General features: G+C 62.5%; 22 protein-coding genes. 10 read left to right on the top strand and 12 right to left on the bottom strand.

From position 1 onward, the window contains the following. Positions 1-218 precede the first annotated feature (218 nt). From GTP69_RS05880 to udk, 10 genes are all read right to left on the bottom strand, one after another. The gene (locus tag GTP69_RS05880) at positions 219-953 is read right to left on the bottom strand and encodes a ribonuclease activity regulator RraA (RefSeq protein ID WP_161054009.1); all 735 of its coding nucleotides are present in this window, start codon (positions 951-953) and stop codon (positions 219-221) included. Next, the gene (locus tag GTP69_RS05875; RefSeq protein ID WP_161054008.1) at positions 950-1,720 is read right to left on the bottom strand and encodes a polysaccharide lyase family 7 protein; all 771 of its coding nucleotides are present in this window, start codon (positions 1,718-1,720) and stop codon (positions 950-952) included. Before GTP69_RS05875 ends, GTP69_RS05880 begins: the two co-directional genes overlap by 4 nt. Next, positions 1,717-2,469: a GDSL-type esterase/lipase family protein gene (locus tag GTP69_RS05870; RefSeq protein WP_161054007.1), complete on the bottom strand. Its 753-nt coding sequence runs from the start codon at positions 2,467-2,469 to the stop codon at positions 1,717-1,719. The genes GTP69_RS05875 and GTP69_RS05870 overlap by 4 nt, the downstream gene beginning before the upstream one ends. A 13-nt stretch (positions 2,470-2,482) precedes the next feature. Next, positions 2,483-3,754, bottom strand: a complete 1,272-nt coding sequence (locus tag GTP69_RS05865) for an MFS transporter (protein WP_161054006.1) — start codon at positions 3,752-3,754, stop codon at positions 2,483-2,485. Positions 3,755-3,789: 35 nt separating this feature from the next. Beyond that, a complete protein-coding gene (locus GTP69_RS05860; RefSeq protein WP_161054005.1) occupies positions 3,790-4,734 on the bottom strand; it encodes a sugar kinase in 945 nt (314 codons plus the stop codon). Between the two features lie 12 nt (positions 4,735-4,746). After that, positions 4,747-6,741, bottom strand: a complete 1,995-nt coding sequence (locus GTP69_RS05855; protein WP_161054004.1) for a DUF4962 domain-containing protein — start codon at positions 6,739-6,741, stop codon at positions 4,747-4,749. A 19-nt stretch (positions 6,742-6,760) separates the two neighbouring features. After that, the gene (locus tag GTP69_RS05850; protein ID WP_110847021.1) at positions 6,761-7,516 is read right to left on the bottom strand and encodes an SDR family NAD(P)-dependent oxidoreductase; all 756 of its coding nucleotides are present in this window, start codon (positions 7,514-7,516) and stop codon (positions 6,761-6,763) included. A 33-nt stretch (positions 7,517-7,549) separates the two neighbouring features. Then, positions 7,550-8,587, bottom strand: a complete 1,038-nt coding sequence (locus tag GTP69_RS05845; protein WP_161054003.1) for a LacI family DNA-binding transcriptional regulator — start codon at positions 8,585-8,587, stop codon at positions 7,550-7,552. A 25-nt stretch (positions 8,588-8,612) separates the two neighbouring features. Continuing rightward, the gene (locus GTP69_RS05840; RefSeq protein WP_161054002.1) at positions 8,613-11,075 is read right to left on the bottom strand and encodes a TonB-dependent receptor; all 2,463 of its coding nucleotides are present in this window, start codon (positions 11,073-11,075) and stop codon (positions 8,613-8,615) included. 257 nt (positions 11,076-11,332) lie between these two features. Continuing rightward, the gene (gene udk / locus GTP69_RS05835; protein WP_161054001.1) at positions 11,333-11,974 is read right to left on the bottom strand and encodes a uridine kinase; all 642 of its coding nucleotides are present in this window, start codon (positions 11,972-11,974) and stop codon (positions 11,333-11,335) included. A gap of 106 nt (positions 11,975-12,080) precedes the next feature. On the opposite strand from udk, the gene GTP69_RS05830 reads away from it, so the two are divergent. From GTP69_RS05830 to GTP69_RS05810, 6 genes are all read left to right on the top strand, one after another. Beyond that, positions 12,081-12,467, top strand: coding sequence for a hypothetical protein (locus tag GTP69_RS05830; RefSeq protein WP_161054000.1), 387 nt, complete (start codon positions 12,081-12,083; stop codon positions 12,465-12,467). 95 nt (positions 12,468-12,562) lie between these two features. Beyond that, positions 12,563-12,976, top strand: coding sequence for an STY0301 family protein (locus tag GTP69_RS31815; protein ID WP_371867816.1), 414 nt, complete (start codon positions 12,563-12,565; stop codon positions 12,974-12,976). 101 nt (positions 12,977-13,077) lie between these two features. Next, positions 13,078-13,638 carry a peroxiredoxin gene (locus tag GTP69_RS05825; RefSeq protein ID WP_110847015.1) on the top strand — a complete coding sequence of 187 codons (561 nt, stop codon included), beginning with the start codon at positions 13,078-13,080 and terminating at the stop codon, positions 13,636-13,638. Then, on the top strand, positions 13,635-14,885 hold the full coding sequence (locus GTP69_RS05820) for a protein-disulfide reductase DsbD family protein (protein WP_202424311.1): 1,251 nt from the start codon (positions 13,635-13,637) through the stop codon (positions 14,883-14,885). Before GTP69_RS05825 ends, GTP69_RS05820 begins: the two co-directional genes overlap by 4 nt. Before the next feature lie 19 nt (positions 14,886-14,904). Continuing rightward, positions 14,905-15,489: a sigma-70 family RNA polymerase sigma factor gene (locus tag GTP69_RS05815; RefSeq protein WP_202424310.1), complete on the top strand. Its 585-nt coding sequence runs from the start codon at positions 14,905-14,907 to the stop codon at positions 15,487-15,489. Then, positions 15,482-16,111 carry an NrsF family protein gene (locus GTP69_RS05810; RefSeq protein WP_161053999.1) on the top strand — a complete coding sequence of 210 codons (630 nt, stop codon included), beginning with the start codon at positions 15,482-15,484 and terminating at the stop codon, positions 16,109-16,111. Before GTP69_RS05815 ends, GTP69_RS05810 begins: the two co-directional genes overlap by 8 nt. Positions 16,112-16,382: 271 nt before the next feature. On the opposite strand, the gene GTP69_RS05805 is transcribed toward GTP69_RS05810, so the two are convergent. Continuing rightward, positions 16,383-16,598, bottom strand: coding sequence for a hypothetical protein (locus GTP69_RS05805; protein ID WP_161053998.1), 216 nt, complete (start codon positions 16,596-16,598; stop codon positions 16,383-16,385). 217 nt (positions 16,599-16,815) lie between these two features. On the opposite strand from GTP69_RS05805, the gene GTP69_RS05800 reads away from it, so the two are divergent. Together GTP69_RS05800 and GTP69_RS05795 are read left to right on the top strand one after the other, a co-directional pair. Next, a complete protein-coding gene (locus GTP69_RS05800; protein WP_229260828.1) occupies positions 16,816-18,030 on the top strand; it encodes an MFS transporter in 1,215 nt (404 codons plus the stop codon). Continuing rightward, on the top strand, positions 18,027-19,661 hold the full coding sequence (locus GTP69_RS05795; RefSeq protein ID WP_161053996.1) for a glycoside hydrolase family 43 protein: 1,635 nt from the start codon (positions 18,027-18,029) through the stop codon (positions 19,659-19,661). The genes GTP69_RS05800 and GTP69_RS05795 overlap by 4 nt, the downstream gene beginning before the upstream one ends. Here GTP69_RS05795 and GTP69_RS05790 read toward each other — a convergent pair. Further along, entirely contained in the window at positions 19,639-20,079 is a 441-nt protein-coding gene (locus GTP69_RS05790) for a hypothetical protein (RefSeq protein ID WP_161053995.1), read from the bottom strand. The two genes, GTP69_RS05795 and GTP69_RS05790, sit on opposite strands and share 23 nt — an antisense overlap. Positions 20,080-20,205: 126 nt before the next feature. On the opposite strand from GTP69_RS05790, the gene GTP69_RS31040 reads away from it, so the two are divergent. Together GTP69_RS31040 and GTP69_RS31035 are read left to right on the top strand one after the other, a co-directional pair. Next, positions 20,206-21,636 (top strand): GDSL-type esterase/lipase family protein, encoded by a 1,431-nt coding sequence (locus tag GTP69_RS31040; protein WP_202424309.1) that lies wholly within the window; start codon positions 20,206-20,208, stop codon positions 21,634-21,636. After that, positions 21,636-23,516, top strand: coding sequence for a WD40/YVTN/BNR-like repeat-containing protein (locus tag GTP69_RS31035; protein ID WP_202424308.1), 1,881 nt, complete (start codon positions 21,636-21,638; stop codon positions 23,514-23,516). The genes GTP69_RS31040 and GTP69_RS31035 overlap by 1 nt, the downstream gene beginning before the upstream one ends. The last annotated feature ends 41 nt before the right edge of the window (positions 23,517-23,557 follow it).

Genomic DNA, 23,557 nt, shown 5'->3' with positions numbered 1-23,557 from the left:
AAAAAAATAAAATTAACTTGAAAGCCCGTGATGCGAAAGTGGGCTGGGCAATTCGAAAATTATTTATATTTTTATTTTCAAAAGGAAAGTTGATCTACCAGAGGGCATAATTGGGGGCGTCGTTATGCCGTGTCTGGAAGAATACCAATGGAAATAAGGGACGCTTTCTTTAATAAGAATCCCCCTCTCGAATAGTGCCGCCGATGGGAACGGATCGTCTAAGCTTGCTCTGCGCGCGAAGGGTTGCTCGCTAGCCAGGCGTCGAACAGGGCGCGATTTTCCGGCTTGGTCAGCGGGTACAGGCCGATGATGCTGGCGCCGCCGCGCACCTGTTCCAGCACGAAGTCCTCGTAGCGCTCCATCGGCACCGCGTCGCGGGCGATTTCCTCGGCCAGGTGGACGGGAATGCAGACCACGCCGTCGTCGTCCCCGACCATGATGTCGCCGGGATAGACCGGTACGTCGCCGCAGCCGATCGGCGCGTTGATGTCCAAAGCGTGATGGCGGATCAGGTTGGTCGGTGCGGATGGGCCGGAGCACCAGGCCGGAATCTCCAGTTTGGCGATGCCGCTGGCGTCGCGCAGTCCGCCGTCGGTGACGATGCCGGCCACGCCGCGCACCTGCATGCGGGTGGCCAGAATGCTGCCGGCTGACGCCACCGACACGTCGCCACGGCAATCCATCACCAGCACGGCGCCGGGCGGGATCTCCTCCACTGCCACCCGCTGCGGATGGCGCGGATCGAGGAAGGCGTCGATGCCGTCGAGGTCTTCACGCGCCGGGATGTAGCGCAGCGTGAAAGCCGGGCCGGCCAGCCGCTGGCCGGTCTTCAGCGGCCGCGCGCCCTGGATGAAGACGTTGCGGAAGCCGCGCTTGAACAGCAGCGTGGTCAGCGTGGAGGTGGCAATGGTCTTCAGGGTCGCCAGGGTTTCGTCGGATACGGTGGTGGTCATGGCTGCGCTCCGTTGCGTTCAAAAATGGTGTGGCTGAAGCTGATCTGGCTGCTGTCGATGTGGTTCTGGCGGTAATACTGATCCCACTTGGCGGGCTCGATGGTGTGTTTGCCGGTGTCTGGGTCCAGCGCTTGCAGGTAGTCGCCGAACTTGAAGTAGATCTGGCGGTCGTCCCCTTTGATGCGGGTGAGCGGCGTTTTCAATTCGCCACCGCTGGCCGTGCGCGCCGTCACCAGCGCTTCGCCTGCGTTGAAGACGATGTCCAGGTCGAAGCCTTCGCCCGAATGCACCGTGCCCAACGCGGTCGTCGCTTCCTTGCCATCGGTGCCGAGAATGCGCACCAGGATGTCGAACACGCCGTTGCCGGCCTTGCCATCCAGCCCCTGTTTGTCGGCCGTATCCTGCACGTAGACTTTGAGGATGGTGTCCAGTCCTTCCACATGGTATTGGGCGACGATGGTCTTGGCGCCGGCTGGCAGCGTCGGCGTGATGCGGGCGGCGAAATGCTCGTGCGTTTGCGCGGCGCTGAGGCGCTGCTTGTCGGTGACCTTCACTTCGTTGCGGTAACCGTGGCCGTGGCCTGAATCGTATTTCGATGTCAACGCGCTGAAGTTCAGCGTGCCCGCGTAGGGCGATGGATACGGCGAGTTGCCCTCGACCGCGAACAGTTTTTGCAGAGCGGCCTGCGGCGTGTAGCTTTGTGCGGCGGCGGGCAGTGTTATTGCGGCGAGCAGCGACAGGGCGGCGGCATGGAGGACAATTCTCATTTCAGCATTCCTTCGAGCGTTGGCTGCATGGCGTCGGCCCACAGCTGGTAGCCGGCGGCGCCGGGGTGCAGCTGGTCGGGCATGATGGTGTTGGGGATGCGGCCGTCCTGGCCCAGGAACACGTGGTTGATGTTGAGGAAGCGGATGGTCTTGCCGTCGTCCAGCTTGGCCAGGTCCTGGTTGACGGCGTCGATGGTCTGCATGCGCTTGGCCGCTTCGGCGACGCCGGCCTCGGTCACCGGCGCGCCTTTCGGATCGCGCGGTCCACGTGGGAATACGCCCAGCAGCAGGATCTTGGTTTGTGGCAGCTTGGCGCGGATCATGTCGACAATCTTGCGGTCGGCGGCGGCGATTTCGTCGGCCGTGTAGTCGAGGCTGTTATTGGTGCCGAGCATCAGCACGGTCACTTTGGGCGAGATGCCATCCAGCTCGCCATGCTCGATGCGCCAGATGACGTTCTGCGTGCGGTCGCCGCCGATGCCGAAGTTGGCCGGCTGGTACTTGCCGTAGTAGGCGTCCCAAATGTGCGGCGCAATCTTCCAGCGTTCGGTGATGGAGTCGCCGAGGAACAGCAGGCCGACCGGGCCGCTCTTGCCGCGCGCGAGAATGGCTTCATGCTTTTTCAGGAAGGTGCCGTCGTCTTTTTTCTCGAACGCTTCGGAAGCGCTGAGCTTGGGGCCGGCGGCATGGGCGGTGAGTTGGCTGCTGGTCAATAGCAGGGCCAGCAGCAGGCTTTTATAGAAATTCATGGTGATCTCCTGTTTAGTTTTTCGGCTGCACGCGCACCACGGCGCCGCCCAGCCAGATGGACACAAATACCAATGGCAGCAACAGCGCGCCAAGAATGAAGAACGGGGTGTAGTTGCCGCCGGTGGTCAGTTCCGGCACCAGCTGCATGCAGATGATTACGCCCAGCACCGCCGACGTACCGCTCAGTCCCGCCAGTGAGCCTACCGTTTTTCCCGAGAAGAAGTCGCTGGGCAGCGTCTGGATGTTGGTGATGGCGGCCTGGAAGCCGAACAGGATCACGCCGATGGCCAGCACGGCCAGTAGCGGCGTTTGCGCGGCGGCGCTGAGCAGCAGGGCAGGCAGCATCAGCAGCAGGCCGATGGCGATCACCAGCTTGCGGGCGCGGTCGACCGACCAGCCGCGCTCCAGCAGGCTGCCGCACAGCCAGCCGCCGGACAGCGCACCCGCCGCCGCGCCGACGTACGGCACCCAGGCGAACATGCCAATCTGCTTGACGTCGAAGTGGAATTTCTCATTGAGGTACAGCGGCAGCCAGCTGACGAACAGCCACCACACCGGATCGATGAAGAAGCGCGCCGCGATCACGCTCCAGCTCTGGCGGTGGCGCAGCAGCTGGCCCAGCGTCGGCACGTATTCGTTTTGAACGGCTTGCACGGTCTGTTGCTGGCCGTGCAGGATGTACTGGCGCTCCTCTTCGCTGATCCACGGATGCGTGCCGGGGCCGGATTTGTAGACGATCAGCCATGGCACGATCCAGATGAAGCCCAGGCCGCCGATCAGGATGAAGGTGGTTTTCCAGCCGACGTAGGCGTACAGGAAAGCCACCAGCGGCGGCGCGATGACGGAGCCGAGCGAGGCGCCGGCGCCGAAGATGCCTTGTCCCAACGCGCGCTCGCGCACTGGAAACCATTCGGCAATGGCCTTGGTGGCGCCCGGCCAGTTGCCGGCTTCGCCCACGCCCAGCATGATCCTGAACAGGCTGAACGACAGCGCCGAACGCGCCACGAAGTGCAGGGCGATGGCGCCGGACCAGACCACGATCGACAGCAGGAAGCCGATGCGCGTGCCGAGCGCGTCGAACAGCTTGCCGAACAGCGACTGGCCGACCGCATAACCGATCAGGAACACGGTGATGATGTTGGCGTAGTCGCGCTTGTCCATGCCGAGGTCGGCCGCGATGCCCGGCCACATCACCGCCAGCGCCGAGCGGTCGATGTAGTTGATGATGGTGGCGATGGCGACCAGTGTGATGACCAGCCAGCGCAAACCTTTGATTGTTTTCATGCCTTTGTCTCCGTTATTTTTGTGGGGCAGGCGTGTCAGGCGGAAGCCAGTTGGTCGCGGGTGGGCAGGCCTTCGCAGTCGCCGCGGAACTGCACCACGCGCGCGCCGATGGCGTTGCCGCGCGCGGCGGCCTCGCTGAGCGGCAGGCCGTCGAGCAGGCCGCTGATGACGCCGACCGCGAAGCCGTCGCCGGCGCCGACCGTATCGATTACCTCGCGCACCGGCAGTCCGGGAACGATGCAGTTGCCGCCGTCCGCGCTGGCGGCATAGGCGCCGCGCGGCCCGAGCTTGACCACCACGTGTCGGGCGCCGCGCGCCAGATACCAGTCAGCGATGCCGGCGGCGTTCTGACAACCGGTGAGCAACTGTCCTTCCGCCAGGCCGGGCATCACTACGTCCGCCTGGCTGGCCAGCGCATTGATGGTGGCGATCATCTCCTCTCGTGACGGCCACAGGCGCGGCCGCAGGTTGGGATCGAAGCTGACCAGCCGTCCATCCGCACGGGCCTGTCGCGCCAGCGCAAACGCCAGTTCGCCGCAGCCGGTCGACAGCGCCGGCGAAATGCCGGTCAGGTGCAGCAGGCGAGCCTGCTGGAATGCGCTTCCCGGCGCCGGCAGATCGTCCAGCGACAAATGGCTGGCGGCCGAACCGCGCCGGAAATACTCTACCTGCGGATCGCTGCCGTCGGCCACCATCTGCTTGAGCATGAAGCCGGTCGGGTAGAGCTCGTCGGTGCGCACGTGGCGCAGGTCCAGGCCCTCGGCCGTCATGAACGCGCGCAGATGCCGACCCAGGCTATCCTGCCCCAGGCTACTGATGTAGCCGACCTTGAAGCCCAGCCGGCTCAGTCCCACCGCCACGTTCAGCTCGGCGCCGGCGGTGGCGCGCTCGAATTCGCGCACCTCCTCCAGCAGGCCGGGCTGGCGGGCGATCATCAAGGCCATCGCTTCGCCCACGGTGACTACATCGGGTATCTGCATGCGTGCTGCTCCTTAGAACTTCAGTGTGGTGGTCAGCGTGGCGGCTTTGCTGGCCGGCAGGGAGACGCGCAGCACGGCGCCGCGTTCTTCCTTCGGTCCCTTGTCGACATTGCCTGGCGGACCGGCTGCCACCACGATGCCCGGTGCAATGACTGCCTTCGCGCCGGTGGTGGCGACATCCACTTTCAGCGATGCCGGCTGGCCGGGTACGACGAAGCTGTGTGCGCCGGTCTGGGTGATGGCGCGGTCGCCATGCACCTGTGCCGTCAGCACCACCGGCTTGCTGGCGCGCAGCGTATCGGTCACGGTCCAGACGCCGCGTGCATAGCTGAAGCGGCGTTCCAGCTTTTCCACGCCCAGTTCCGGCCGGTAGGCGCCCGCCAGGTCGGCGACGATGTCGGCGCGGTCGCGTTCCAGTTTGGTGCTGGCGATGCGGATGCTGTCCAGCCGGGCATACGGATAGTCGCGGAAGGCGTCATGGCCGCCGCCTTCGTTGGCCTGGCCCTGGTCATCGATCAGCAGCGTGTTGCTCAGATTGCTTTTGGGGATGCCGGCGTAGCCCATCGGGCCGGTCAGGTAGCTGCCGCCGCCGAACAGGATGAAGCTGCCCGCGTCGGGATGCGAGTGGCCCATTTCCAGATGCCAGTCCGGCAGCTTGTCGATCACGTGCGCCACGTGATGGCCTTCCGGCGGGCCGGCGCGGAAGGCGAAGGCGGTGGCCTTCGGCGTCCAGTCGCTGCGCCAGTAGACGGTGCCAAGGTCGTCGAAATGATGGTGCGGCGTCATGGCCGACATCGGCGACGATTTCAGTGTCGGATCGCGCCACAACAGCGTCCAGAAATCTTCCGCGCAGACGTGGCCCAGCGAGGCCATCCAGTCCGCCACGCCTTGTGCTTCCGGATTCTTGAAGCGCGCCGCCAGACGGTACAGCAGATTGTAGTTGGAGTTGAGCTTACCGCCGGGATGGGTGCGCGCCGGTTCCTCGCCGACGCGCGAACGCGTGATCGGGCCTTCGAAGGCGTCGCCGAAGTCGTAGATGTCCTGGCCGTTCGGCGTGATCGAATGGGCGATGTACAGGTGCGCCTTGCTCAATGCCGGCGTATCGTACAGGTCGTCGCCGGCGGCGTGGGCGAAGGCATCCAGCGCGTGGATGATCCATGGCATGGAGAAGATCCAGTATTCCACGCCTTCGTAGAAGTAGCCGTCCGGCGAGGCGACTTCCAGCACGCGGGTGAAGATGGCGCGCGACAGCGCTGCCCATTGAGCCGCTTCCGGCGTGTCGTCCCACACCGCGTAGGCCGCCACGGCCAGGCCGGCGATCGGGATGAAGCAGTGGTTCTGGCTGTACGAGTACGATTTTCCCGGCTTTGGGGAAAAGTGCTTGGCCAGGATGCCGGCCTGGCGTATCAGCTTGTCGCGGTAGCGCTTGCGTTCCTCTTCGGTCAACGCGTCGTACAGCAGGTCGTAGCCGGCGCCCAGGCCGTACAGCAGGTGGCCGGCGGCGAGGTCGATGTCCGGCTTGCTAAAGGTGTAGCCCCAGACTTCATAGCTGACCGCCGCGTCCATGTAGCGCTTGGCCGCTTCCAGGTATTTGGCGTCGCCCTCGATCTGGTAGGCCAGCGCCGCGCCGATGATGCCGATGGCGGTGTTGTTCTGCGCGCGGCGTTTCTGCGCCGGTGCTGCGGCTGGCGCTTCGCGCATGGCGATCAGGCCGGCGAGGCCTTTCTGCCATTCGGCGCGCTGGCTGCCCTTGGCGCGCTGGCGCAGGTCATCGAGGCCGGCCTTGGTGGTGTAGACGCGAGGATGCACGCCGCGCAGCTCGGCGCGCAACGCTGCCGGATGCGCTTGCATCAGCGTTTCCAGCGGATGCGGGCCGCCAGTCACTTTGCCCTGCATGGTGCCCAGCGACTCGCGCGCATCCTGCGCCAGCGCGCTGGTCAGCGAAAACGCGGGCAAGGAGAGGGCCGCAGCGCCAAGGAAACGGCGCCGTGTGAAGGTTTGATTCATCGATGGCTCCGGAAGGGAATCAGTAGAGGCCAAGGCCGCCGTTGACCTGGATGATTTCGCCGGCCAGGAAGGCGGCACGTTCGGACGCCAGGAACACTACCACGTTGGCCACGTCTTCCGGCGTGCCTTCGCGGCGTGCCGGCGTGCGTTCGGCGATGGCCTGGCGGTTGGCTGGCGTGTTGAAGGTGTCGTGGAAGCGGGTGGCGATCAGGCCCGGCGAGACGCCGTTGACGCGGATGCCCAGCGGGCCGACTTCCTTGGCCAGCGCGCGGGTGAAGGTGGCGATCGCCGCCTTGGAGGCAGCATAGTGCGCCGAACCCGGTCCACCGCCATCGAACGCCGCCAGTGACGACATGGTGATGATGGCGCCACGGCCGCGCGGTTCCATGCGCTTCAGCGCCGCCTGGCTGATCAGGAAAGTGGTGGTGAGGTTGAGGTTCAGCGCCTCGTTCCACAAGGTCAGCGGCATTTCCGACACGCGGCAGCGCTGGATCAGGCCGCCGATGTTGGCGAACAGGATGTCGATCTCGCCGATGGCGCCTTCCGCTTCGGCAAAGACCTGTTCGGCGATCTTGTCATCGGTCAGGTCGGCCTTGATGGCCTGGGCGTTGCGGCCGAGGGCGCGGATCTGCGCCACCACGTCTGCCGCTTCGTCGGCGCTGCTCCAGTAGGTCAGTACGACGTCGGCGCCGGCCTGTGCCAATGCCAACGAGCTGGCCTTGCCGATGCCCGAGGCGCCGCCCATCACAAGTGCGCGTTTTCCGATAAGTTCCATGGCTATGCTCTTTCAGATAAATGGTTGAGTTGACTACTTGGGTGGCGCCGCAGTGGACGCCCGTACGATCAGTTCCGGTGCGAACAGCTCGCCGCCCGCCGTTGCCGTGTTCGGCGCGAGGATGCGTTGCACCGCCGCGTCGGCCATGGCCTGGATCGGCTGGCGCAGCGTGGTCAGCGGCGGGTCGTTGGCGGCGGAGAAGAAAATATCGTCGATGCCGATCAGCGAAAAATCCTGCGGCAGCCGCTTGCCCAATTGCTTCAGGCCGATGCCGATGCCGATCGCCATCATGTCGTTGATGGCGATGGCTGCCGTCGGCTTGCTGGCGGCCGACAGCAGGCGCGCCGCCGCGCTGCGGCCCAGTTCGAACAGCTGGGTGTCGCCGTGCAGGTCGGTCGGCGCGTCGGTGGCGTCGGCGATCACCAGCTCGCCGCTGACGCCGGCCGCCGCCGTCGCCTGCTGGAAGCCCTTCACGCGGTCCTGGCGGTTCAGCGTGTACGGCGGCGGCGTCACCAGCGCGATGGAACGGTGCCCCAGCGCCACCAGGTGTTCCACCGCCTTGGTGGTGGCCGCCACGTTGTCCACCGAGATGGTGGTGATGCGTTCGTGGCTGTCATCGGAGCGCTTGATGTCGAACGCCACCACCGGGCAGCGTGCCGTCATCGCTACCAGATGGTCGGTGTCGTTCAGGGCCGAGCCGGTGATGATGCCCTGCGCGCCGTAGGCCAGCAGGTCGGCCATCACGGCCCGTTCACGCTCCGGATCGCGGAAGGTGCTGAAGGTCATCACGTGGCAGTGGTGGCGCGCGGCGGCCGTCTCCACCGCGCAGGCCAGCGAACCGAAGAACTGATTGGCCAGCGACGGCACCAGCAGTCCCACCATGGAGGCGACGCCGGTCTTCAGCTGGCGGGCGGCGTTGTTGGGCCGGTAGCCCAGTTGCTCGATCGCCTGCTGGATCTTGCGCTGGGTGTCGGGCCGCATCTGCTCCATGCGGTTGTTCAGAAAATTCGAGATGCTGGTGGTCGATACGCCGGCCAGTCTCGCTACATCCTGAATTTTTGGTTCGCTCATGATTTCCTTGTTGAGTGTTATGCGTTCAGAACGCCACGTCCAGGCGGATCGAGGTGTAGCGGAACGCGTCGCGGGCGGGTTGCCAGCCGTAAGATCTGATATCGGAGCCGCCGGCAGCCTTCTTGAAGTTCAGGAAGGTGCCGACATTGCCGACAGCATAATGGTGGTCGAACAGGTTTTTGACGCCGAACGACAATTTATATTTACCCTTGGCGTCCTTGATCGAGGCGCCGAGGTCGAAGATGCCATAGCCGGGCCGTTGCAGCGACGGGTCTTGGCTGATCGCGCCCTGCACCTTGGCCTGCGTGCGCCACTGGGCGTTGATCGCTGCCACGTAGGGCATCCACGACACCGCCGGCAGTGTGTACTCGCCGCCCATGCTGGCCTTCCATTTCGGCGCGTTGGGCATCATGCCGCCGCTGGCGTCGCGCAGGAAGGAACCGGGCACCAGCTGGTTGGGAATGGTGCAGTCGGTGGCGCCGCTGTAGCACGGACCCTGGGTCCAGTCGCGCACCACGGCGCGGGTGTAGGCCATGCTGGCGTTGAGCAGCAGCGCACGGGTGGCGAGCACGGTGGCGTCGGCCTCGAAGCCGCGCGTCTGCAGCGATGGAATGCTGTACAGCACGCTGGCCTGGCTGCCGTCGGTGAAGCGTTCGGTGGCCGAGGTCTGGTAGTCGCGGAAGCGGGTCTGGAAGATGGCCGCATTCAAGGTCGCGCGGTTGTTCCACAGGTTGGCCTTGAAGCCGGCTTCGAAGCTGGTGGCTTTTTCCGGCGCCAGCGGCAGGTGGGCGAACACGTTGACGTTGTTGGCGCCGCTAGTCATGTCGTAGGCCACGCCCTTGTGGCCGGTGGAGGCGGTGCCGTACACCATCATCTCGTCGTTCAGGTGATAGGTGTAGCCGAGCTTGCCGGTGACGGCGTTTTCCTTGTTCTGCGGCGCCACGTACAGGTTCTCGCCGGTGTGCACATTGTTGGCGGCGGTCGAGGACAGGCTGTCGATGGTGTGGAACGAGTAGTCGTTGGCCTCGTGGTTGTAGCGCAGGCCGGCGCTCAGGCTTTGTTTCGGCGCGAAGTCCCAGTTGGTGTTGGCGTAGATCGCGTGCGTCAGGCTGCCCGAGTTGGTGTCGTAGTTGGTGTAGTTGGTTTCCTTGACGAAGGCGTTGCCGCGCAAGTAGGTGCGGTACAGCGTGTTACGCGCCGCCCACAGGCCGACCAGGTAGCGGAAGTTGCCGCTGTCCGGCGAGGTCAGGCGGAACTCCTGGGTCGAGGTCTTGCTGGCGATCGTGCCGTTGATCATCGGTGACTCGGCGATGCCCGATGGCTTGCCGGCGGCGTTGACCTGGTAGTAGGTCGAGATCAGGTCGATGTTGTCGTTGTCGCGGAAGTCGTTGGACAGGTTGTTGTCCACCGAGGTGATCGAGGTCAGCGCGTGGCCGGCCAGCGGCGAGCTGTCCGGGAACAGGTAGTTGACGCGCACGCCCAGCGCGCGGTCGGTCGCCTCCAGGCCGGTCGGCGAGTCGTTGCGGATCTCGCGGTTCCATTGGCTGACGTGAATGTCGCGCAGCACCGCGGTGTTGGACAGCGCCGTGTAGTTCTTGTTGTACAGGTAGCCGACGCCGGGACCGATGGAGGTGATCGCGGCGGTGTTGCCGGTGGCCCGCGAATGGTCGAAGCGCGGCGTGATCAGCACGTCCAGGTCGTTGGAGATTTTCCATTGCAGCTTGGCCATGAAGGTCTTGGCACCGGAACCGTTCTGCATGCTGTCATCGGTCAGGTTGTGCAGCATGCCGGGGAAGTTGGTCTTGCTGGCGTACAGGCGCAGGCCGACGGTGTCGGTCAGGCGGCCGCTGAGCGAGGCGGCGACGCGGTACTCGTGGTCGCTGGTGTCGTAGACGCTGACGCGGGTCTGCATCGGGCCGGCGCCGATCGGCTTGGTGGTCATGACTACGGCGCCGGCGATGGCGCTTTTGCCGAACAGCGTGCTTTGCGGGCCTTTCAATACTTCGACGCGGGCCATGTCGGTCATGTCCTTGAAGGCCTGCTGCGTTTGCGAATAGGGGATGTCGTCGACCAGGATGGCGACGTCGCCCTCGATGCCGAGGTTGTTTGAGGTGGTGCCGATGCCGCGCATATTGATGCTGTTGGTGCCGACCTGCGTACCGACCGACACCGACAGCGCCGGCGACAGGTTGATGATGTCGACCAGTTCGCGCACATTATTGCGCTGCATGTATTCCTCGCCCAGCACCGAGATGGAGGCGGGCACGTCTTCCAGTTTTTCCACGCGGCGGTTGGCGGTCACCACCACCGATTCCAGCTTGAGCTGGTCGGCGGCGGGCGCCGCCGGCGTCGTCGCTGCTGCATCGCCGGCTTGCTGGCCATGCGCGGGCAGGGCGCCCAGCAGGGCCAGCGCCACGGCGGAGGCGAGCGGCGTCATCCGGAAAGAGGGGCGGCGGCGCAACGCGCCGGGCGTAAGTGGTCCAGTCATCATAGTCTCCGTTATCTTATATTTATCATCTTGGAACTGCAACGATTTACTGTATCGATACAGTAAATCGGGAAAAAAATATAGCGGTGAAACGTACGGCGAAAATCCGGGTATGGCTGAATCGGTTTACTGTATCGATTTACTGTAACGATGCAGTAAGCATAAACCAACGAGGGACGATGTCAACAGTTTTTTGTGCTCGCCAAAATGCAAAGAGCCGCTCGGCGGCGGCTCTTTGCGTTTTGGCATGAGCGAAATCAGGACTGTTTCAACTGCCCGATAACGCTGGCTACTTTGGTGGTGATCATATCCACAGCTGGGCCATTGGCGCCGTGCGGAATGATGATATCGGCGTTGCGCTTGGTTGGTTCGATGAATTGCTTGTGCATCGGACGGACCGTTTCCAGGTACTGGTCGACCACGCTTTCGACCGAGCGGCCGCGTTCGGTAATATCGCGTTGCATGCGGCGGATGAAGCGGATGTCGGAGGCGGTGTCGACATAGATCTTCAGCGACATCATGTCGCACAAGTCCGCGTCATACAGCGCAAACAGGCCTTCGATCACGATGACCGGGGCGGGCTTGACGGTGATGGTGCGGTCGGAGCGGTTGTGGAGTGTGAAGTCGTACTCCGGCATTTCGATCGTTTCGCCGTTGCGCAACGCCTGGATGTGTTGCACCAGCAACGACCACTCGAAGGCCTGGGGATGGTCGTAATTCTGCTGGGGACGGACTTCAGGGCTGAGATGAGTTTGGTCGCGGTAGTAATCGTCTTGCATCACGACCGAGACCATGTCTGCGCCAAACGCAGCGAGCACTTTCTGGGACACAGTGGACTTGCCACTGCCGCTACCGCCTGCGACGCCAATAATAAACGGTTGGAAGGAAATCGTATTCATGCCGAATGATACCGGAATCGCGACCGAACCGACAGAGACTGCCGGCGGCGACAGGACTTTTACCGCTCCGCTAAGATGATGTCTCTTCAAGGAAATTGGAGGAAATGTGAAAAAATATGCAGGGCAGTCACTGGCGGCGGGAATAGTTCTTTTGATACTGTTGTCGCCTGCGCACGCCGGCGATCCGTCGTCTGCTGTTGCGGCGGTGGCCGACGCGCCGCCCGAAACACAGGTGCGCATCCTGAAGCTGGTCTTCAACGATATGTTTGGCTCGCGTGCCGAGTTGAAGGCCAAATTCGTCGCCGCTTGCCAGACGCGGGAAAAGGCTGCGCCAGCAGCAGCGGCCGCCGCGCCGGCCAAACCAGCCAAGCCGATATCGGAGGTTGCCCAGCAGAAGGCGGGGGAGCTTTCGCAGGAGGCGGTACTGGCAGCGCTGTGCAGCGGTCCCGCGCGCCGCCAGGTGGAGGCGGCCTTGACGCCGCCGGTACGCTAATCAGTCGCCGAGCGCGCAGGTTTTGCGCAAGGCCAAACTCATACGCTGCTTAATCCTCAAGAATAAGACCTCTGGATTCCACAAGAGGAGTGGCGATGCTTGGAATGGGGCTGTCTTTGCTTTTCATGCAAGGTGCGGCAGCCACTTCACTCAGCTTGACATGTCCAGATCGATATCCTGATCGGCAGCACGTCCTGACGTTAAACAATGCGGGTTGGCATGCGCCTGCCGGTCATAGCGCGGGTTCTGGTCTCGCAGAGGCTGGCGTCCTTATTGGACTGGCCACAGATATTGGCGAGCTTCGCGGGGCCGATTTGCCTTCTGGTTCGGGACGCCAGTTCAACTTCGCGGGCACAGATGCGGATGGCGCCAAGTGGTTCTACTGTGATTACCAGTCAGCGAGTGGCGCGCGGCTGGCATATCAGCTTCCGATCGCTGCAACGAAGTGTGTAACTACCGAGAAGATCGTTCGACACCAGCTGGTCGCTGCCAGTATTCGGTGTGAATAGCCAAATTTATTTTTCTGTGACCGAAACTTTTCCGCTGTCCTTGGCGAACCTCCGATATGGCCATGATCACATGGTCAACAATCCATCAACAGGAGTTCACAATGGCACGTCTCGGGACCTATCTGGCGCAAGCTACGCTCTCAACTTTCCTGGCGCTTTCGGCGTCCTATGCGCTGGCGGCGCTGCCTGAAGGCGCGAAAGCCCCGGATTTCCAGTTGGATGCTGCGCTGGCCGGCAAGCCGACTACGTTCGCATTGGGCAAAGCACTGCGCCAAGGTCCAGTGGTCCTGTATTTTTTTCCAGCCGCGTTCACCCAGGGCTGCACCTTGGAAGCGCATGAGTTCGCCGAGGCGACGGATGATTTCCGCAAGCTGAATGCCACCGTGATTGGCGTCACGGCCGGCAATGCCGACCGCGTTGCCGAGTTCTCCAAGCTGGAATGCCGCGACAAGTTTGCCGTCGCCGCCGATCCGGGCGCCAAGGTTGCCGCGCTGTATCACACCCAGTTCACCACCAAGGACGGCAAAGCGCTCTCCGAACGCACCTCGTTCGTGATTGCGCCGGACGGCAAGATTTTGCTCAGCTACACCGATCCAAACCCGGAACTGCACATCAAGAAAGCGATGAGCGCTGTCGAAGCGTGGCATAAGACCGCCAAATGACCATGCTCACCACCCTTGCGGCCGCCTTTCTGGGCGGACTGATCCTCAACTGCATGCCGTGCGTTTTCCCGGTGATTTCACTGAAAGCGTTCGGCGTCATCCGTCATACCGGCGACCCGAGGGCGGTGCGTATTGATGGCCTGGCGTTTCTGGCCGGCGTGGTCGTCACCATGATGCTGCTCGGTGGCGCGCTGCTGATGGCGCGTGCTGGCGGGGCGGCGGTCGGGTGGGGCTTCCAGTTGCAGTCGCCTGTGCTGATTGCGGCTCTGGCACTCGTCATGCTCGGTTCGGCGCTGAATCTGATGGGCGTATTTGAAGTCGGCCTGTCGGTGCAACGCATCGGCGGCGTTGGCGCCTCGCAAACGGGGCCGCTAGGCGCTGCGCTGACCGGGGCACTGGCCATTATTGTGGCTACGCCTTGCACGGCGCCGTTTATGGCTGGCGCGATCGGCGCGGCGTTGGTGCGTCCGCCGGTTGAGGGCATGGCGATCTTCCTGGCGCTCGCGCTTGGCTTTGCCGCACCGTTCACGGCGATTTCCCTTGTGCCTGCCTGTGCCCGTCTGTTGCCCAAGCCCGGTGCATGGATGGCAGTCCTCAAGCATGTGCTGGCTTTCCCGATGCTGGCTGCCGCTGCGTGGCTGGCGTGGGTACTGGATCAGCAGGCGAGTTCCTCCGCGCTGGGAACGTTGCTGGCTTCATCGGTCGTGCTGGGGTTTGCCGCCTGGATTTATGGACTGGCGCAACAGCGTCTGCTGGCTGGACGATCGTATCGGCTGTTGTTGGGCTTTTCGATTGTGCTGCTGGTTGGTCTGACGCTGCCACTGGCTGATTTGCCCAAGACCAGTGCTGGTGCTATCGCCGGCGCTGGCCCGTCCAAACCGATGTCGTCGGCAGCGCCAATCGCATGGACGCCGCAGGCGGTGGAGGCACAACGCAAAAGCGGCAAGCCGATCTTTGTCAATTTCACTGCGTCGTGGTGCATTACTTGCCAGGTGAATGACAAGGCAGCGTTATCCACCTCTGCGGTGAAGGAAGCCATGGCGCAGACAGAAACAATTTACATGGTCGCGGATTCAACCAAATATAATCCCGATATTGACCAGGCCATCAATCAGTTTGGCCGAGGCGGACTTCCGGTGTACGTTGTTTATCCAGCTGACGGCGGCGAGCCCACGCTGCTGCCGCAACTTCTGAGTCCGGAAATCGTCATATCCGCCTTGCAGCACGCCTCAAAAAAACGGTCGTAAATAACATTGGGAACGAGATTTGATCGATTCATCGCCAGCGGAGAGCCTTGCTTCAGGAGCTGCCTGGGCGCAGCTCATGGTGCGGGCTCAGGATGGCGATCAGATTGCCTATGCACGTTTGCTGAAAGCGATCGTTCCCATCATTCGCGGCATGGTGAGGCGCAAGATCTATCACGATGACGCCTTCGTGGAAGACGTGATACAGGACGTCTTGCTGACGGTGCATCGGGTGCGCCACACCTATGACCCGGCCCGTCCGTTTTTGCCGTGGCTGGCGGCGATTGCTTCCGCGCGCGCGATTGACGCGTTGCGCGCGCGCGGCCGCCGCCAGGGCTGGGAAGTGCTGGACGAGGAGGCCGTGTTCGCGCATCCCGATGGCTCGATCGCCGAGGCGCATGACAGCATGGCGGCCCATCAGCAACTCGACGGCATGCTGAGCCGTCTGCCCGACCGTCAACGACGCATGGTCGAACTGGTGCATTTATCTGAATTGAGCCTGGCTGAAGCAGCGACGGCCAGCAGCATGACGCTGTCGGCGGTGAAGTCCTTGCTGCACCGCGCTTTCACTACGCTTCGCCGGAATGGAAACACAGACCATGAATAACCATGATGCCCTGATTGAACGCCTCAGCCGCGACGTGACGCCGGTGAAAAGACCCGCGTCGCCGTGGCAGCGGGCGCTGGGCTGGATGCTGGTGGCGATGCCATGCGGTTTTCTGGCGTCGCTGATGATGCCATCGGCCGCTGCGAACTGGGCTGATCCCGGCGCACTGTGGGCCGGCCTGGGCATGCTGGTGTCGCTGGGCTTGGGCGTGTTTGCCCTGAAGACCGCATTTGCGCTGAGCATCGCTGGCCACAAGCTGCCGCAGTGGCGATGGCTGGCCGCGTTTTCGGTGGTGTGGTTGCTGGTCGAGCTGCTGCAAATCACCAGTTCAGGCGATCCAGTCGGGCACTTTGGTGATGGGATCTACTGCTACACCTTCATGATGATTGCCGGCATACCGATGGTGGTGGTCGTGGTCGCAGCGCTGCGGTTGACACGCTCGCTCTATCCCGCCGGTAGCCTGGCGATTGCTGGTCTGGGTATCGCCGCAATGTCGCAAATCATCCTGGGCTTCTGTCATCCCGTGGCGGGAGAACTGATGGATTTGTTGATGCATCTCGCCGCCGCCATCACGCTGATCGCCATCGCCGTGCTGGCAGGGCGGCGCTGGATCGCAATATAGTTCGGAAGGTCGTCAAGACGGATTTTAGGCGGCTTATGTGGCTCAATATCCGGCAGCTTTTCGTCCATGCATCCAACATTCTCTGCTAGATAAGCAGAACGATTTCAGGCCAGATATGGCGCCAGTGCCAGATAAAAGTGCGACCACCAAGCCGCTGATATCTAGTCTGCTTCGATTCATACCGGCGCCAACTGCGATCACTATAAAAACCAAGATAGATGCTGTGGCTGCTGTCGTGCCGAAGTCCTTGCCAAACAAGGACAAGATAGCTTCAATCATGTGTATAGCTCACGTATGCGCCTATGCTGCCAGCGATCACGGCGCCCAGTAACACCCCAGCGATGCCTAAGCACAAGCCGCCGATAGTACTGCCGCCGATGGAACATGCGAAGATCGTGGAGAAGGCGCCGCCATGGTGGTGGTCAGGCTTTTCTATATCAACGCTTGGCGTGGATGGCACGCCGGCTGCTTTTTTGCCAGTCTTCATGGCACTGCCTCCTGGATGGGCGATATTGACCAGACTAGCATGTGTCGTTACGCAGTTTCGTCGAATAGCGCGTTGATTGATACATAACAATAATCTCTGACATACCAGCGGCAAAAAAGTTCAAGGTTGCGCAATCATGTGGGCACCGAGTGTGGTATCGTCGCGGTCATTATAAAATGATTGCGCAATCATGAAAATACGGGGACTACGCTGGTGGATGATCAGTTTGATCATGCTCGGGGCGGTAATTAACTATCTGACGCGCAGCACGCTGGCGGTGGCGGCGCCGACGTTGCTGACGGAACTGGGCATCAGCACCAAGGAATATTCCTATATTACGGCAGCCTTTCAGGGCGCGATCATGCTGCAGCCGCTGTGCGGCTACGTGCTCGACGTGATCGGCCTGAAGTTCGGCTTTGCCATGTTTGCCGCCGCCTGGTCGGTGATCTGCATGGCGCATGGTTTCGCTACCAACTGGCATACGCTGGCGGTGTTGCGCGGCATGCTGGGGCTGGCGGAAGGTTCGGCCAATCCGGCCGGCATGAAGGCGGTATCCGAATGGTTCCCGGCGAGGGAGCGCGGCATGGCCGGCGGGATTTTCAATATCGGCGCTTCGTTCGGCTCGATGCTGGCGCCGCCGCTGGTGGTGTGGGCGATCCTGCATTACAACTGGCAGTCGGCGTTTGTGATCACCGGCGCGCTGGGGCTGGTCTGGGTGGCGGCGTGGCTGTTGCTGTATGACGCGCCGGCGCGCCATCGTCGCCTGTCGCAAGAGGAGGCGCAGCATATCGCCGCAGGGCAGGAGCAGCATCTCGAAGGCGACGGCAAGCGGCCGTCCATTCTCAGCATTTTTAAGATGCGCAATTTCTGGGGCATCGCGCTGCCGCGCTTCCTGGCCGATCCGGCGTGGGGCACGCTGTCGTTCTGGGTGCCGCTGTATCTGACCACGGTGCGCCATTTCGACCTGGCGCAGATTGCGATGTTTGCCTGGCTGCCGTTCCTGGCGGCCGATCTGGGCTGCCTGTTCGGGCCGATGGTGGTGCTGGCGTTGCAAAAGCGCGGCGTGCGGCTGATCAATGCGCGGCGCGGCGCCTTCACGCTGGGCGCGTGCATGATGATGGGCGTGGCGTTTGTCGGCTTTGTCGATAGTCCGTATGCGGCGATTGCCTTGCTCAGCCTGGCCGGCTTTGCGCACCAGACCTTGTCGGTCACGGTGATCACGATGTCGTCCGATCTGTTTCGCCGCAACGAGGTGGCGACGGTGGCCGGCATGTGCGGCACTTTCGGCAACTTCGGGCTGCTGATTTTTTCGCTGATGATCGGCGGCTTGATGGCTACCGTTGGCTATACGCCGTTCTTCGTCAGCCTGGCGGTGCTGGACCTGGTGGCGGCGCTGCTGCTGTGGACTTTGGTGCGAGAGAAAACGTCATGATTCAAAATCCTATTCTGCGGGGCTTCAACCCCGATCCGTCCATCGTGCGCGTGGGCGATGATTACTATATTGCGACGTCCACCTTTGAGTGGTATCCCGGCGTGCAGATTCATCACTCGCGCGACCTGGTCAACTGGCGTTTGCTGACGCGGCCGCTCACGCGCGCCAGTCAGCTCAATATGCTGGGGGCGCCGGATTCGTGCGGCGTGTGGGCGCCATGCCTGACGTATGCGGACGGCTTGTTCTGGCTGATCTATACGGATGTGAAGCGTTATGGCCGCACCTCCACCGGCGGCGCCTCGGGCAGCGCATCCTTGCGCGATTTTCATAATTATCTGGTGACCAGTCCGTCGATTGAGGGGCCGTGGTCGGAGCCGGTGTATCTCAACAGCAGCGGCTTCGATCCGTCGCTGTTTCATGATGACGATGGGCGCAAGTATCTGCTGAACCAGTTGTGGGATCACCGGCCGGGCAGCAACCGCTTCAATGGCATTGTGGCGCAGGAGTATTCCGAGGGCCGGTTGATCGGCCAGCGCCAGACCATTTTCAAGGGCACGGCGCATGGGCTGACCGAGGCGCCGCATCTGTACAAGCGCAATGGCTATTACTACTTGCTCACGGCGGAGGGCGGCACTGGTTGGAATCACGGTGTGACGATGGCGCGTTCGCGCAACCTGAACGGACCATACGAGTTGCATCCGGATCAGACCATGCTGAGCTCACGCCATCGGCCTGATGTGGCGTTGCAGCGCGCCGGCCATGCGGATCTGGTCGATATGCAGGATGGCCAGACCTACATGGTGTATCTGTGCGGCCGGCCATTGCGCAATCGCGGCACTTGCACGCTGGGACGTGAGACGGCGATTCAGCCGGTGGTGTGGGGCGAGGACGGCTGGCTGCGCACGCTTGATGGGCTGGGCACGCCGGAGTTGCAGGCAGCGTCGCCAGGCTTGCCGGAGCATCGTTTTGCCGACGAGCCGGTGCGCGAGGAGTTTGATGCGCCTGAGTTGCCGATGGCTTTCCAGTGGCTGCGCACGCCATGGCCGGAGGAGTTGTTCAGCCTGACGGCGCGGCCGGGGCATCTGCGGCTGTATGGCCGCGAGAGTATGGGCAGCACGTTCCGCCAGTCGCTGCTGGCGCGGCGGCAGCAGGCGCAGTGCTACAGCGCGTCGACGGTGGTGGAGTTCGAGCCGGAGCATTACCAGCAGCAGGCGGGGCTGGTGTGCTACTACAACGCGTCCAAGTTCCACTATCTGTATATCTCGCACGATGAGGTGCTTGGCAAGCATTTGCGGGTGATGAGCAGTTTGCCGAATCATGTGCAGACCGATACTTTTACCGCGCCGATTGCGTTGCCGCCGGGTGTGAAGGTGCAACTGCGCGTTGAAGTGGATGAGGAGCGCCTGTACTTTGGCTACCGGCTGGATGCCGGTGAGTGGCAGTGGCTGCCGCAGCAGTTTGATGCCAGCATCCTGTCGGACGAGGCCAATGCGCCGGGTATGCCGAACTTTACCGGCGCGTTTGTGGGCGTGGCGTGCCAGGATATGGCGGGCACGGCGTTGCATGCCGACTTTGATTACTTCGAATACTGCGAACGGGCGTACTGCATCAATCCGACGGCGGCTGTTTAGGTCTATTTTCCTTCTCCTCAGCTCTTTTGAGGAGTAGGGCGGCTTGCGCAGCGACGCGTTCTACTTGAGCTTTCGATTCAGCCATATTACTACCCGTCTGAAGGGCCGCCAGCATATTGGAATACAGAGCAGCGTTGAATGCCGAGATACCGAGGACGGCGGCCAGGACACTGCTGACGCCGGTGACTATGATGGTGGTGCGCAGACTGGCGATGCTAGCGCGTATCTCCGCAATCATCGCTTCCATCCGGTCCATGCGGGCTTCTGATGCCTTGTGGCGTTCGCTCGCAACTTTTTCGCGCTCATCCATTACCTTAACGAAATTCGCGAATGTCACTTCCACGGACGAAATCCGGCCATCCACCCGGGCTTCAAGGATGGCGACTTGGGCTTCGCTGTTGTTGGTGGGAGGCGTCATGATGGTTTAGACCGCCGATTGCGAGCACAAGTTCAATATTGTTGTGCCGGTTGGTGATTTTCGTAATTGCGGTGCGTGGCGGGGCGTCGCACAATGGTGCGCATAAAAATACGTGAGACATCCCCTATGAATATCCGCCTTGCCGCTACCCTGGCTGTGCTGTCGTCGTCCGCTTTTGCGGCGGCGCCCAATGATCTAAATGTGTATGCCGGCCAGCCGCTGGCGTCCGGCAGTATCGTCATTTCGGATTCCGACTCCGCCAAGACGATGACGGGCGCTGCGGTCGAGATTCCCAAGGCCGAGAACGGCGTGGTCGCCGTCAGCAAGTCGGCCAAGGCGAAGAAGGATGATGCGCTCACGCTGAATTTTAACAAGGCCTGGTACGCCAGCCTGCGCGTGCAGGGCGGCAAGCCGGTCGATCTGCGGCCTTATCTGGACAAGGGCGTGCTGGCGCTGGATCTCAAAGTGGAAGAGCTGGCCGAAGGCGGCCTGAGCTTCCGCGTCAAGTGCGGCGACCAATGCGAGCGCGGCGTGCCGTATGTGATCCCGGCGCGCGCGGCAGAGGGCAAGGGCTGGCAGCATCTGGTGATGTCGGCTAGCTGTTTCTACCGCGACGGCGACGATTTCAGCCAGATCACCCAGCCGTTCGAGCTGAACGGAACCGGCAAAGGCAAGGTCTCTATCGCCAACGTCAAGTATCAGCTGAGCGGAAAACCCAACGTTGCATGCCCAGATTACAGGACCGTCTCGGTCACGCCGGATAAACTGAACGAGTCATGGTCGATCAGCTGGTGGACCGAGCGCCACGAGAAGAAGCTGGCCGACGTCAAGCAGCTGGGCAAGAGCGCGCAAGTGGTCTTCATCGGCGACTCGATCACCGAGGGCTGGGAGAAGAGCGGCGCGCCGGTCTGGGACCGCTATTACAAGCCACTGAACGGCATCGCCCTCGGCTTTGGCGGCGACCGCACCGAGAACGTACTGTGGCGCCTGCAGCATGGCGAAGTGGACGGTCTGGCGCCGAAAGTCGCGGTGCTGATGTTCGGCACCAACAACACCGGCCATCGCCAGGAAGATCCAAAGACCACGGCCCTTGGCATCAAGCGCAATATCGAGGAGTTGCAGCAGCGCCTGCCAGACACCAAGATCCTGCTGCTGGCGATCTTCCCGCGCGGCGAAAAGCCGGACGACAGTCTGCGCCAGCTGAACGACAAGGTCAACGCCATCATCGCCGGCTATGCCGACAACCAGAAGGTGTTCTTCCTCGACATCGGCAAGGCTTTCCTGCAAGCGGACGGCACGCTGTCGCGCGACATCATGCCGGACCTGCTGCACCCGAACGAGAAGGGCTACGAGATCTGGGCCAAGGCCATGGCGCCGACGCTGCAACAGCTGCTGCCAGGCGCGGAGAAGTATGCGTGGGATAACGTCTCGATCGGCGGCAGCGGCTTCGTCTCCGGCCTGATCACCAGCAAGACCGAGCCTGGCCTGATTTACGCCCGCACCGATGTCGGCGGCGCTTATCGCTGGGACGTAAAAAAAAACGCTGGATTCCGCTGATGGACTGGGTGTCCGATAAGGACACCGGCCTGCTCGGCATCGAATCGCTGGCGATCGATCCATCGTCGCCCAACAAACTCTACATGACCGCCGGTGTCGCCTACCTGAACGGCGGCGCCAGCGCGGTGCTCAAGTCCGACGACTACGGCAACACCTTCAAGCGCATCGACGTCACCAGCCAGTTCAAGGTGCACGGCAACGGTATGGGGCGCGGCAACGGCGAAAAGCTGCAAGTCGATCCGGACAACGGCAAGATCCTTTACGTCGGCACCCGCGCCAATGGCCTGTTCAAGAGCACCGACGAGGGCCTGAGCTGGCATCGTCTGGCTGGCCTTGACGTCACCACTACCAACAACCAGAATGGCATCAGCCTGGTGCTGCTGGATCACGGCAAGATCTACGTCGGCGTCTCGCGCTTTGGCGAAAATATGTATGTGTCGGCCGACGGCGGCAAGACTTTCCGCGCCATGACCGGTGGCCCGACGAAGCTGATGCCGCACCGCGCGGTGGTGGCCGACGGCAAGCTGGTGCTGACCTTCGCCAAAGGCGCTGGCCCGCATGCGGACAAAGCCAAGGACGAGGGGCTGGAGGAAGGCGGTGTCTGGCAGTACGACATCGTCAGCGGCAAATGGGCGGATATCTCGCCGCCCCTGAACGCCGCCTATGCCGGCATCACCGTCGATCAGCGCAATCCGCTGCGCATGGTGGTGTCGACCATCTCGCATTACGACATGCGCGGTGGCATCGGTGACCAGTTCTACGAAACTGTGGATGGCGGACGTAGCTGGAACAGCATCGTCGCCAAGGGCGTGCAGATCGACTCCAACGGCGTCAGCTGGATTGCCGGCAGCTTCATCCACTGGACCGCCAGCATCGAGTTCGATCCGTTTGACAGCCAGCGGCTGATGGCGGTGTCCGGCAACGGCGTGTTCGTCTCCAACGACATCCACGGGGAAAAGCCGGTGTGGAAGTTTGAGGACATCGGCCTGGAAGAATCGGTGCCGCTGAACCTGGTCAGCATTCCCGGCGGCCCCGTCATTTCCGCGATTGGCGACTACGACGGCTTCCGCCATACCGACGTCACGCATTATTCGCCGATTCACACGCCGACCATGGGCACGACCTGGGGACTGGATTACGCCGCGCAGCAGCCGAACGTAGTGGTGCGGGCCGGCAAGGCGATGTATATCTCGAAAGACATGGGCGTGACGTGGGCTAAGACAGCCGGCATGCAGGGCACGCAGGGGCAGGTGGCGCTGAGCGCGGACGGCAAGGTCATCGTCCACTGCCCGGAAAAGTCCACCACCTGCTACCGCTCCGCCGACGAGGGCGCGAGCTGGACCGAGGTCGCGGGTCTTCATACGGAGCGCGGTCGTGCCGTGGCCGATCCGGTCGATGCCCGCAAATTCTATGCACTGTCTGGCGACCGCCTGCTGGTCAGCACCGACGGCGGCGCCAGCTTTGCACCGACGGCGGCCAAGTTGGCGTCCGCGCGTGGCGCGAAAACCGTGCGCGCCATGCCGGGCCGCAATGGCGACGTCTGGGTGGCGCTGTACGACGGCGGCCTGGCGCGCTCCACCGATGCAGGCGCCAGTTTTGCCAATCTGCCCGGCGTCAGCTATGCGGCGGCGGTCGGTTTCGGCAAGGCCGCGCCGGGCGCCAGCGACCCCACCGTCTACATCTGGGGCGAGGTCGGCGGCGTGCGCGGCGTGTTCCGTTCCACCGACAGCGGCGCCAGCTGGCTGCGCATCAATGACGATCAACATCAATACGGCGGCCCCGGCGACGCCCAGTTCGTGGTCGGCGACATGAACACCTTTGGTGTTGTCTATATGAGCACAGCGGGCCGGGGCATTGTGTTCGGCAAGCCGAAAACGTAATTTCCTTAAGGTATTTAGTCAAATTCGTTATGGATGAAGCG

Source organism: Duganella levis, from assembly GCF_009857605.1.
GTDB classification, from domain to species: domain Bacteria; phylum Pseudomonadota; class Gammaproteobacteria; order Burkholderiales; family Burkholderiaceae_D; genus Rugamonas; species Rugamonas levis.
The sequence above is the reverse complement of the archived record's forward strand: the minus strand, read 5'-3'. Positions and strand labels throughout refer to the sequence as shown.